Origin of the sequence: Arthrobacter sp. B1I2, from assembly GCF_030816485.1 — a bacterium.
Classification (GTDB): Bacteria; Actinomycetota; Actinomycetes; order Actinomycetales; family Micrococcaceae; genus Arthrobacter.
Genome location: NZ_JAUSYC010000001.1, coordinates 2,593,110 through 2,605,230, shown reverse-complemented (window position 1 = coordinate 2,605,230; position 12,121 = coordinate 2,593,110). Strand labels below are relative to the sequence as shown.

The following is a 12,121-nucleotide window of genomic DNA, read 5'->3' as shown; positions in this document are numbered from 1 at the left end:
TGCCCCCGAGCTACGGCTGTTCGGCCAGTTGTTCATAACCCATAGGGTTCTTTTCCTGCCACCGCCAGTGGTCTTCGCACATCTGTTGAAGGTTCCTGCGCGCAGACCAGCCGAGATCTGCAAGAGCCGCAGAAGGATCTGCATAGCTGACGGCAGCGTCGCCGGGCCGTCGAGGGGCAATTTCATACGGAATATCTCTGTGGGCCGCTACCCCAAAGGCCTCAATGACTTCCAGTACGGATGACCCGCGGCCCGTCCCGAGGTTCCAGCGGAAGACACCCGTTCGTTCCGTAATGTACCGGAGGGCAGCAAGGTGACCTGCAGCAAGATCCATGACATGGATGTAGTCACGAACACCAGTTCCGTCCGGTGTCGGATAGTCATCGCCGAAGACCCTCACCTTGTCACGCCGCCCCACAGCTACCTGCGCCACAAAGGGAAGCAAATTATTTGGCGCGCCCTGCGGGTCCTCGCCTATAAGGCCCGACTCGTGTGCGCCGACGGGGTTGAAGTAGCGGAGGAGAGCGATGCTCCAACTGGATTCCGCAGCCCCCAGATCGGAAAGAATATCTTCGATCTGTTCCTTGGTCCGCCCATAGGGATTGGTCGCGTCCAAGGGCGACTTCTCGATCAGGGGAACATCCTCAGAGGCGCCGTAAACGGTCGCAGAGGAGCTAAAGACTAAGCGGCGCACCCCCGCTGCCTGCATGGTTTGCAGCAGGTTGAGCGTCCCGACCACATTGTTCTTGTAGTACATCAACGGCTCTGCAACGGACTCGCCTACAGCCTTCAGGCCAGCAAAATGAATGACAGCATCGAAGCCGCCCTCCGCGAAGAGGTCATCCACGGCGGCGGAATCAAGAAGGTCGAGCTCCCGAAAGTCAACCTGCTTGCCTGTCAGCTGTTCAACCCTGCGCAGGGACTCGGGGCTCGAGTTCATCAGATTATCAACCACGACGACATCGTGGCCCTGTTCAAGGAGGCAGAGTGTTGTATGTGATCCGATGTACCCAGCCCCGCCGGTGACCAATATCTTCATGCACAACAGTCTAGAGTGGCCATCAGATGCTGACTGAAAGCGCCGTCATCTCCGCGGTTGCGGGCTAAGCCCCAAGGCTAGGATGTTCAGCATGACAAACCCTCATTCCGCCCTGCCGAACCGCCCCCAACCCGAGCCGAGCAAGGTGCTGAACGTGGGCGTTTCGATGCTTACTCTCGTCCCCGGAGGGATGGGCGGCAGCGAGACCTACGCCCGTGAGCTGACACGCCAACTTGCTGCTTCGAGGACGGTGAAGGCAACCTGCTACGTCAACGACGGCGCAAGGGGTTTCTCAGAAGGGACGGACGAAATAGTGGTTCCCGGGCTCACCGGTGGCTCCTCCACTATTCAGCGGTTGATTACCCTGGCCAAGGGGATAATCAAACGGAAGTCCATCCTTGGCTTGATGCGCCCCATGGATGTATTCCACGTTCCGTTCACCGTCCCGCTGCCCAAGCCTGCGAAAGAAGCGCCCTTCGTCCAGACTTTGCTGGACGTGCAGCATCTAGACCTCCCTGAGCTTTTCGGTCTGGCCGACAAGCTGTACCGCAAGATTTTCTATGAGAAAACGGCGCGTGATGCGGATGCAATCATAACTATCAGCGACTTCGCCAAGACGAGCATCGTTAACCATCTGGGAATCGATCCCGCGAAGATCTTCACGGCACACCTTGGCGTCAATGCTGAAGAGTTCATCCCAAACCTGGGACAACGGGGCAACTTCATCATGTATCCGGCGAGAGGCTGGAAGCATAAGAACCACGCCACCCTTTTCGAAGCCATGAAATTGCTTGCTGTTTCCAATCCTGAGCTGCGTCTGGTCCTGACGGGCGGGGCACTCGATACGCTTACGGACGTCCCTGACAACGTTGAAGTTCGCGGCCTCGTGCCCTTGCCCGAGCTAAGGGAACTCTATCGAACGGCCGCCTGTATGGTCTTCCCGAGTCTCTATGAGGGCTTTGGTCTTCCTCCGCTGGAAGCGATGGCCTCCGGCTGCCCTGTGGCAAGTTCCACCGCCGGGTCTTTGCCGGAAATCGTGGGCGAGGCAGCCGTGCTCTTCGACCCGGAAGATCCTGAAGCCATTGCATCCGCAATCCGTACCGCCATCTCCAGGACGGAGGAACTGCAAACGCTTGGGTTGCAGCAGGTACAGAAGTTCACCTGGGAGCGCTGCGCCGAAGTCCACGAACAGGCCTACCGCTACGCCTTCAACCTGCGTACCCGGAACAGCTCTACAGCCTGAGCCACCGGCTTTACCCCCGGGTCAATTCTCCGGCCCATATATAGTGGCATAAGCCCAGCAAGACAATACCTAAGGACCTTTTCCATGCCCCGTGCGCTAATCACCGGAATCACTGGCCAGGACGGCCTGTATCTCGCCGAGCTTCTTATCTCGAAGGGCTACGAAGTCTTCGGCCTCATCCGAGGACAAAATAACCCGAAGCATGACCTCGTCCGCCAGACTGTCCCTGGGGTTAAGCTGCTGACAGGAGACTTGACCGATGTTTCCTCGCTGGTGCGGGTACTGGGCATCGCCCAGCCCCACGAGGTGTACAATCTTGGCGCTATTTCCTTCGTGGCCTACTCGTGGGAGAACGCGTCCCTGACCAGTGACGTGACTGGCAAAGGCGTTCTCAACATGCTCGAGGCTACGCGACTCTACGCCGGTGATGACATCACCAAGGTGCGCTTCTACCAGGCCTCCTCCTCGGAGATGTTCGGCAAGGTCCAGCAGGTGCCCCAAACCGAGGAAACCCTTCTCTGGCCCAGGTCGCCGTACGGGGTCGCAAAGGTATTCGGCCACTACATGACTATCAATTACCGTGAGTCGTACGGCATGCACGCATCCAGCGGGATCTTGTTCAACCACGAGTCACCGCGCCGCGGGCCGGAGTTTGTAACCCGCAAGGTTTCCCTCGCCGTTGCACGCATCAAGCTTGGCCTGCAAAACGAAATTGTGCTCGGAAACCTCGACGCTAAGCGGGACTGGGGCTTCGCTGGGGACTACGTGGAAGCAATGTGGCTGATGCTCCAGCAACCGAAGGCTGATGACTACGTTATCTCCACGGGCGAGACGCATTCGATAGAGGAACTTCTCCAGGCGGCATTTGACGCAGCGGGCCTTGATGATTGGCGGCAGTATGTCAGGCAGGACCCGCGCTTCATGCGTCCTGCTGAAGTTGATCTGTTGATTGGTAACGCTGCGAAGGCGCAGGAAAAGCTCGGCTGGAAGCCGCGGGTCTCATTCAACGAGCTTGTTAGAATGATGGTGGAGAACGACATCGCCGAGCAGTCGGCCCTGATGCGGTGAATCGGCGGAGCAACGCTCGAACAGGTGCCGGCACCGCATTCATTACGGGCGTGACAGGGCAGGACGGTTCGTATCTGGCGGAATCCCTCTTATCGCAGGGGTGGGCGGTGCATGGCCTCGCCCGCCATGCACCGGCCCATCCTCATATTAACGAGGGCGAAACCCTAGTTGAGGGGGTTCAATACCACGTCGGTGATCTATCCCGCCCAGATGAAGTCGGCTCGATTCTGAAGTCTGTCCAGCCGGACTTGGTGTTCAATCTGGGCGGCATCAGCTCTGTGTATCAGTCGTGGCAGCAACCGTACGAGACCGCACTCGTGTCCGGCGCTTCGGTGGTCTCCATGCTCGAGGCGACCTGGCAACTGCAGCAGGAATCCGGCAAGGAAATCCGTTTTTTGCAGGCTTCCAGTGCCGAACTGTTCGGAGAGGCGAAGTCTACGCCCCAGAACGAGATGACTCCTATCAGTCCCGTATCTCCATACGGTGCTGCGAAAGCATTCGCGCATCACGCGGTCAGTGTCTACCGGGGACGCGGGATGTTTGCAGCATCGGCAATTCTCTACAATCACGAATCCCTGCGCCGTCCCGCCAAGTTCGTGACCCGCAAGATTACGGCCGGGGCTGCCGCAATTGCAGCCGGAAAATTGGACAAACTGTCCCTAGGCAACCTGAGCGCTGTGCGCGACTGGGGCTGGGCGCCGGACTTCGTCGACGCCATGGAGCGGATCCTGAACGCCCCTGAAGCCATGGATTTTGTAGTGGCAACCGGCGTCTCACACTCTGTCCAGGATTTTGTGGAGGCCGCTTTTGCTGCGGTCGGCATCGAGGACTGGCGGGCGGTGGTAGAGGTCGATGATTCTCTCGCCCGTCCCAGTGATGCTGCTGAGATGAGGGGAGATATCACCAAGATCTCCTCGGAACTCGGATGGCAGCCGTCCATGGACTTTGAGTCCCTGGTAGCTGCGATGGTGAGGAACGACCAGTCCCTACTGCAAGACGACCAAGCGCCCCAGTTTTAACATCCGCATCAGGCACAACTCTGGTTACATTCGTAACATTGGTGCTACATTGGCCGGGTCACAAAGACTGTGGGGACGGTTTTGCGCTTCTCCGCGTCGGAAATGACAAACCATTTCTCGTTGCATATGTGCATTGCCGGCCGGAGTAAGTTATGAGCCCCAAGTCTCACCATTCCCCCCAGAACGCCAGACCCTATGCAGGCCGGCGGGCGCTGGCGGCAGCGGTACTCGCTGCCTCGTTGGTCGGGTCCCTGCTCGTTCCCGCGGCGCTGGCCAGCGCCGTGGAACAGCGGGGATCCGGCCAGGGAAGCACATCCCCTTTGATGGCGTCACCCACGGCGTCGCCAACAGTCAGCGCTTCAGAACCTGCGGCTCTCCCCCGAGAAGCCGCACTTCCGCTGGCGCCGGCCACGGCCTCAGCAACAACTGCGCCAGCAACATCGGCCCCGTCCGTTCCGGCCGGGCCAACCCCAACTCCCAGCGCAGCACAGGACGACATCCTGACCAGGCTGAAAGAGGCCCAGGGTGCCGACGGCGCACACATGGGACAGGGACTGGAGAAGCTGGTCAGGCAATCCTCGCCAGGCAGCCTTTCTGCCGAGGCCACATACATGCCGCCCGGCATCCAAGGGCTGGACGTCAGCAGTCACCAGGGCTCCGTGGATTGGCAGCAGCAGCGGAACATGGGGGCTCAGTTCGCATACGTCAAGGCAACCGAAGCCACGACCTACCTAAATCCTCAGTTTGCCGGACAATACAACGGTGCCCGGAACGCAGGAATGATCCGCGGGGCCTACCACTTCGCCATCCCCAACGTTTCGTCCGGAGCCGCGCAGGCAGCCTACTTTGTGAGGAATGGCGGTGCATGGAGCGGGGACGGCTGGACGCTGCCTCCACTTCTCGACATCGAATACAACCCCTATTCGTCGCTTGGCAATACCTGCTACAACATGTCAGCAGGTGACATGATCCTTTGGATCGCGGACTTCTCAAACAACGTCTATGCCCTCACTGGACGGTATCCCGCGATCTACACCACAACCGACTGGTGGACCCAATGCACAGGAAACACGGCGGCATTCCGTAACCAACCCCTCCACATCGCTTCCTACCGCACCGTGAGCCCCGGGACACTGCCGGCCGGATGGGCGAAGTACGACATCTGGCAGTACAGCAGCTTGGGCCCCTTTGTCGGGGACTCAAATGTATTCAGCGGAAGCTACGCCGAACTGCAGGCCCTCGCTTCAGGCTTTGACCCAATCCTCCGTAAGTACTCAGATATGGGCGGCGCATCAAGCCGGCTTGGCAACCAGACCAATGCACTCTACTGTGGCCTTGCCGCGGGCGGCTGTTACCGGCAGTATGTTGGCGGCCAGATTCTATGGAACGGCAGCACAGGCGCCTTTGCGGTCTACTTTGGTTCAATAGGCGCTGTGTGGCGTTCTGCGGCTGGCGTGGACGGCCGCTTAGGCTACCCGACCACCGACGAATCGTGTTCAGCCTCTGCATGCCAGCAAAGCTTTCAAGGTGGCTCTATCTATTGGAGTACCAATACGGCTGCCGTGCCCGTCTTCGGTGGCATCGGCGCCAGGTGGCAGGCTATGGGAGGGACGGCCAGCAGCTTGGGTTACCCGGCGGCGCCTGAATCGTGTTCGGCTGCGGCATGCTCGCAGGCATTTCAAGGTGGGAAAATCATCTGGACGGATGCAACTGGAGCATGGGCAGTGACCAAGAGCGGCATTGGTTCCATGTGGATGACTCTCGGGGCAGAAAGCGGTCGGCTCGGTTATCCCGTAGACAACGAGTCCTGCAACTCGGGCGGTTGTATCCAAAACTTTCAAGGTGGATCACTAGCCTGGTCCGCTGCTACCGGACCAGTCCCAGTTTGGAACTCATCCATTGGGTGGAAGTGGCGCTCCCAGGGCGGCCTGCTCAGCCTGTCAGGCGCTCCATCGTCGACTGAGGCCTGTGGGGCGGCTTCTTGCCGACAAACCTTCATCGGCGGGGAAATCTTCTGGGCGCAGGACACCGGAGCAAAGACCGTCGCAGCCGGCGAAATTTCAAAGAAGTGGAAAGCCTCCCAAGCGGAAAATGGGCAGTTCGGAGCCCCCATGGGAGATACGGTGTTCTGCAGCGGTAAAGAGTGCTACCAGGAATTTGCCGCAGCCAAGATCCTCAAGGACCCGAACACGGTCTCGGCCGCCTTTGGTGTTATGTGGCATAGCGGAATTGGTGCGCTCTGGAATTCCATGGGTGGTCAGCAGGCCCGATTGGGCTATCCAACGGCCGATGAGTCATGCACCGCGTCTGCCTGCCTGCAATCCTTCAAGGGCGGCACGATCTACTGGACTCCCGATACGGGCCAGTGGGCCGTATATACCGGAAGCATCGGCAACGTGTGGCGCGCTTTAGGTGGCTCTGCAAGCCGTCTCGGCTACCCAACCAGCAACGAAACGTGCGGCATCGACTCCTGCAAGCAAAGCTTCCGGGGCGGTGACATTCTATGGTCCCGTAACACAGGCGCGGTCGCCGTCTACAAGGGCGGAATCGGTGCCTTGTGGACTTCGATGGGCGCGGAATATAGCCGACTCGGCTTTCCGACAGTATCAGAGACGTGCGGCGCAACGTCATGTACGCAAAGCTTCGTCGGAGGCGAGATCCTTTGGGCCTCTGGTGTTGGGATGGGCGCCGTTTACAACAGCGGCATCGGCGGCATGTGGCGGTCCAACGGTGCCCAGACCGGATTCTTCGGCTTCCCCACCAACAGTGAATCCTGCAGTGCCAGTGAGTGCTGGCAGAACTTCCAGGGCGGCTCCATCACTTGGAGTCCTGCGGCCGGATACACCATCAGGCGTTACTAAGCGCCTTCGCCCGAACACCAATACCTTGCATATGCGGGGCCTACTTCCATCCGGGTGGGCCCCGCATTTCTCGCTGGGCGTGCGTCCGGTTCGGAACGCTCTCCAGCCTGCTAGGAAGAAGCAGCTACCGGCTGCGAGCGCGACAACGAGAGCGTGTGAATGACAACGCCAACCAGTGGACCGACCAGCAGGGACACCACGGCGCGCACATCGGCATCCAGGGGCAATACCAGGACCAGCAGCGATACAACGCTCGCGCCAACCCAACCGCTTGACGAGACACGGTGCCTGTTCAAAGCAACGCACATGCCGCCAGTCAGCGTAAGCAACGCAAGCACCGAAGCAGCTATGGTCAGACCAGCCAGCACCCACGGTGCGACGTGGTAATCGGAGCCGAACAATAACACCATCAGCCAGGGGCCCACAAAATAGGCTGCAGTGGCACCAACAACTGCAACTGCGGCAATTGCCAGTGCGATTGGTTGAAGTGCGCTCAGGCCGCGGCTCCTATGCCTGACGAAGTGCGAGATCGCAACGTTTTGGAACGTCCCCAAGGGCACCATGAGCGGCGCCCTCGTAAGAAGAATCGCAAGCAGCAGGGGGGCGGACGCCAGATAAACGTCCTGTGGCGTCGTGATTCTGTAAAGAATCGGAAAGCCAACTACAAGCGTCGCACTGGCGGACGTGGAAATGCTGGCATGCCCTACCTTCCGGGCAAATTCCCCCACAGGTACCTCTAACGACTGCCCGAAGGCGCCACGCGTCTGCGGGCTGAACAGGGAGACAAGTGCCCAGGCGCAGGCTCCGGCCGCGGCGGCAGCGGCGAGGCCGGCAGTGGAGCCGGAAATTATTCCGACGATGAGCACCAGCAAGAGCCGGAAACAGGACTCGGACGCCACGAGCACGGAAAAATTGCCCCAAAGATGGCGGCCGCTGAGGACGCCGGCCAACGCGGCGTGGACCGAAAACGCAATGCACGCCCCTGCAAGTACCAGGACAAGCACAAGCCAGTTCGGCCCTAAGACCGCCGGACCCCACAGCACTGATGACAGCCCGATGAGCACTGCGACGCCCCCTGATAGTGCGAGGACGACGAAGAACAGCGGCACGGATTTGTGGTGTTCCGCACCAATCCCTTGCGGTGCCGGGTGAACGGCATGGGCTGTCACGTAACGGAGGATTTCGGTCTGCAGGCCCCCCAGGATCCCGAAGAGGAGGAATAAGGCAGACCAGAACGCCAGGAATTCGGCGTTGTCAGCCTTGTTTAAGACCCTGGGCACAAACCAGATGACAAGATACCCTGCGGCCGCAGAAGCCAGAGAAGCAAGCCCCACCGACGCTGCCTGGCGTCCGGCTATCGTCGACTTACGTGGTGGGCTGCCCTCGATGCGCGTCATCCGCTGACCGTCGGTGCGAGAGGGTGCGATTGCCGGATAACTGGGGTAGTCATGGCAACATATTAGTGTTGGGGAGGGAGCCGCGCTCAATCGCTGCTGTCGTCCCGGCACCTCAGCATGAGCTCCGAAGAGCTCCCGCCAAACTGGGAAGTTGGAAAATGCCGCTCGATATCTTTGTCCCCTACTGGGGTGACCCGGCCCTGCTGAAAGAGACTGTGGCCAGCGTCCTGGCGCAGGAAAACCCGGATTGGCTGCTAACCGTCATCGACGACTGCTACCCCGACCCCACGGTGCGCGAATACTTCGCAACCATTGATGACGAACGGGTCACCTACAAGCGCAACGAAACCAACAAGGGGATTACGGAGAACTACCGAACCTGCGTCAGCCAGGCTTCGGAAGAGCTTATGGTGATCCTCGGCTGCGACGACGTACTCCTGCCGAACTACGTCGACGTCGTCCTCAAAGCGCACAGCGACTTTCCCGATGCATCCGTGATTCAGCCCGGTGTCCAGGTCATCGACGAGACCGGACGAGTGGTGCGCTCGCTCGCCGATTCCGTAAAGCGAAAGTTCGTCGGCCCGAAGACCAGCTCTCCGACCGTACTGGCCGGAGAATCCTTGGCGGTCAGCCTGTTGGGGGGAAACTGGCTGTATTGGCCGTCCCTCGCATTCCGGACTGACGCTATCCGCCAAGTCACCTTCCGGGACGGGCTCCCTATCGTGCAGGATCTGGCGCTGGTGATGGACATGGTGCTCCAGGGTGCTTCGCTCGTCCACGTACCCACACTGGCTTTTTCCTACAGGCGCCACTCCCAGAGCGCTTCCGCAGCTACGTTGTCTGATGGAACCCGGTTCGCCGGAGACCGGGAATATGCACGGATCGCGGAAGGGCTCTGCCGTGACAAGGGTTGGAACAACGCAGCTCTAGCGGCCAGGATCCGCTGGACATCACGGCTTCATGCAGTCACGCTGATGCCTGCCGCTGTTTTCTCCCGCGACGCGAAGGCGATCAGGGCAACTGCGAGGCACGCCTTCGGCTCCTGACCCACAGCTATCCTGTGAGAAACTGGACGCTGAAGATGTCCGCCCCAGAAAGGCCTAACCAGTGACCCAGTCATCGTCCACGAATACGTCTCCTGCCAACGGGGGTACGGTCCTCGTCACAGGAGGTGCCGGATTCATCGGCTGCGCCATATCTGGCGCGCTGGTGGCATCCTTCGCAAGGGTCGTCGCTGTGGACAATTTGCATCCGCAGATACATGCCGGTCAGACACGTCCGGTGGAGCTGGACCCCGCAGTGGAACTGATTGTCGCCGATATCACCGACGCAAAAACTTGGGATGATGTACTTCCGGCCGTGGCCCCCGACGTCGTCATACACCTCGCGGCTGAAACGGGCACAGGACAGTCCCTCGAAGAATCAACGCGTCATGCCATGGTCAATGTCGTGGGAACAACACAACTCCTGGACGGCCTCAACCGCAGCGGGAAACTGCCGAGGCGTATCGTTCTAACCAGCAGCCGCGCGGTATATGGCGAGGGCGCGTGGGAGTCCGACATCGATGGACGCGTGTTTTATCCTGGCCAGCGGTCGAACGACATACTTTCCCGCGGTCAGTGGGACTTCCCGGATGCCCACCCTGTCGCCATGTCTGCCGCCGCCGTCGTACCCGCACCCGTCAGCGTCTATGGGTCCACCAAGCTCGCCCAGGAGAACATACTGGAATCCTGGGCGAAATCGTTCGGAGTAGAAGCTGCTGTCCTGCGTCTTCAGAACGTCTACGGGCCCGGCCAGTCCCTGATCAATCCTTACACCGGCATCATGTCCCTCTTCTGCCGCATCGCCAAGGCCGGCAAATCCATCCCGCTGTACGAAGACGGTGAAGTCCGTCGGGACTTCGTCCTGATCGACGACGTCGCAGCTGCGGTCGTAGCAGCGGCAGTAGCTGAAAAAGCACACGACGGAGCGTTGGACATCGGTTCCGGAGAGTTCCAGACCATCCGGACTGCCGCTGAAATCATCAGCCGGTACTACGGGGCCCCGGAACCCCACATCACCGGGCAGTTCCGCCAAGGAGACGTCCGGCATGCCTGGGCCGATGTGGAGCCCGCTAAGGCCGAGCTCCCGTGGGAGCCACGCTACAACCTTGAAGCCGGGATCACCCGCCTTGCCGAGTGGATTGACGGTCGGCTGCCAGCCGAAGCAGCCCTCTAGGCGGCTGGATCAATGAACAGCGGGAGTGGGGCTGGGGCCGCGCTCCCGCTGTTAGTTTCTGGCGCCAATGCAGGCCCCGTGGCTGGTGGAGGAATGTGAAGGTCAGGCTTTGCCGACCGCAGCCGCCTCTGATTCCTGGCGATTATTCCGGCGCTGCCCTGCTTGGTCCGGCTGGTCGCTCGCCTGGACTGCAGGTGATACTCCCCCAACGGCCGCGGGAACAGACGACGTCCTGCGCCGGCGGCGAACGGCCCGCATAACTGGTCGCTCAATGAGGAGCCAGCTCGCGGTAGCGAGCACGAGCGTTCCGGCACCCGAAGCGAGGATGTAGACGGCTATTCCCCGGTTGTGAACGCCGTAGAGCGCGAGGAGCTGTTGTATTGGCCAAGCGTAGATATAGAAGCCGTAAGAAACATCGTGGACGTGAATCAGTCGTGGCGACGGCAGCACGGAAGAGACCCACAGCAGGCCATAGGCAATGAGCGGTGCGGCAAGTTGGCCACCCCAAGTAGGAACGACGGCGACGCAGACCCCGGCGCCAATGATCGAACCAAGACCAGCTGCCCAGTGCAGTCCGACCCATTTGGAGAACGCCTGGATGACGGCACCGCCAAGGAAGAACGGCAACAACTTCGTCAGAAGGGCGAAGTTGTTGTCCTTGAGCATCGGCATGATCGCGGGCAAGTTGGCGTAGACAGCAACACTCAGTGTAAAAGCCAGTGCAAGGGGCAATGGAGAACGCCTAACCCAGGCAATTCCTCCGATGGCCGCAATTATCAGGTAACACAGGAATTCGTAATATAGGCTCCACAGCGATCCGTTCCACGAGCCCGCGAAAGGAACAGCGGCCGGGGTGAAGGCCACGTCGTAGTTTTCCATCTGGAGGAACAGGTTCGAAAATACGAACCGGAGCGGGGTAGTCTCCGTTGTCCAATAACCAGACAATGTCCCGTTCTGGTGCGCATAACCAAGGGGAGCAAATACGGAGACAGTCACCACGAGGCAAACGAAAAACGCCGGGTAAATGCGTGCGACTCGATGGACCAGATATTCTCCCAGCCCGTTCGTAAAGCGGCTCCCCGTGATGAGAAACCCGCTGAGAGCAAAGAAACCGGCAACGGCCCAGCCGCCGAGGTTCTCGCCCCTAACGTGCGGACCTTCCCCCGCTCCGGCAAGGTAGAAACTGTGGGCGAAAAGCACCAGCGCGGCAAGACCCAAGCGGATCATGTTCAAGCTGTTGTTTCGGGGGTCCAGCGCCTTGCCGAAGCGGGGTACCA

The 12,121-nt window shown here is 60.0% G+C and carries 9 protein-coding genes; 6 read left to right on the top strand and 3 right to left on the bottom strand.

Annotated features, from left to right (window positions below):
* Positions 1-10 precede the first annotated feature (10 nt).
* Positions 11-1,039 (bottom strand): UDP-glucose 4-epimerase GalE, encoded by a 1,029-nt coding sequence (gene galE, locus QFZ57_RS12145; RefSeq protein ID WP_306630674.1) that lies wholly within the window; start codon positions 1,037-1,039, stop codon positions 11-13.
* Positions 1,040-1,130: 91 nt separating this feature from the next.
* Here galE and QFZ57_RS12140 point away from each other — a divergent pair, with 91 nt between their 5' ends.
* The 4 genes from QFZ57_RS12140 (at position 1,131) to QFZ57_RS12125 (ending at position 7,230) form a co-directional block, all read left to right on the top strand.
* A complete protein-coding gene (locus QFZ57_RS12140; protein ID WP_306630673.1) occupies positions 1,131-2,282 on the top strand; it encodes a glycosyltransferase family 4 protein in 1,152 nt (383 codons plus the stop codon).
* An 84-nt stretch (positions 2,283-2,366) separates the two neighbouring features.
* Positions 2,367-3,350 carry a GDP-mannose 4,6-dehydratase gene (locus QFZ57_RS12135; protein WP_306630672.1) on the top strand — a complete coding sequence of 328 codons (984 nt, stop codon included), beginning with the start codon at positions 2,367-2,369 and terminating at the stop codon, positions 3,348-3,350.
* Between the two features lie 50 nt (positions 3,351-3,400).
* Positions 3,401-4,369, top strand: coding sequence for a GDP-mannose 4,6-dehydratase (locus tag QFZ57_RS12130; protein ID WP_306630671.1), 969 nt, complete (start codon positions 3,401-3,403; stop codon positions 4,367-4,369).
* A gap of 542 nt (positions 4,370-4,911) precedes the next feature.
* Positions 4,912-7,230 (top strand): GH25 family lysozyme, encoded by a 2,319-nt coding sequence (locus tag QFZ57_RS12125; protein WP_306630670.1) that lies wholly within the window; start codon positions 4,912-4,914, stop codon positions 7,228-7,230.
* A gap of 110 nt (positions 7,231-7,340) precedes the next feature.
* On the opposite strand, the gene QFZ57_RS12120 is transcribed toward QFZ57_RS12125, so the two are convergent.
* Positions 7,341-8,627 (bottom strand): hypothetical protein, encoded by a 1,287-nt coding sequence (locus QFZ57_RS12120; RefSeq protein ID WP_306900450.1) that lies wholly within the window; start codon positions 8,625-8,627, stop codon positions 7,341-7,343.
* 158 nt (positions 8,628-8,785) lie between these two features.
* Between QFZ57_RS12120 and QFZ57_RS12115 the strand changes: the two genes are divergently transcribed.
* A complete protein-coding gene (locus QFZ57_RS12115) occupies positions 8,786-9,673 on the top strand; it encodes a glycosyltransferase (RefSeq protein WP_306630668.1) in 888 nt (295 codons plus the stop codon).
* 61 nt (positions 9,674-9,734) lie between these two features.
* Complete coding sequence (locus QFZ57_RS12110) at positions 9,735-10,844, top strand: NAD-dependent epimerase/dehydratase family protein (protein WP_306630667.1); 1,110 nt, start codon at positions 9,735-9,737, stop codon at positions 10,842-10,844.
* A 102-nt stretch (positions 10,845-10,946) separates the two neighbouring features.
* On the opposite strand, the gene QFZ57_RS12105 is transcribed toward QFZ57_RS12110, so the two are convergent.
* Entirely contained in the window at positions 10,947-12,077 is a 1,131-nt protein-coding gene (locus QFZ57_RS12105) for an acyltransferase family protein (protein WP_373461237.1), read from the bottom strand.
* Positions 12,078-12,121 lie beyond the last annotated feature (44 nt).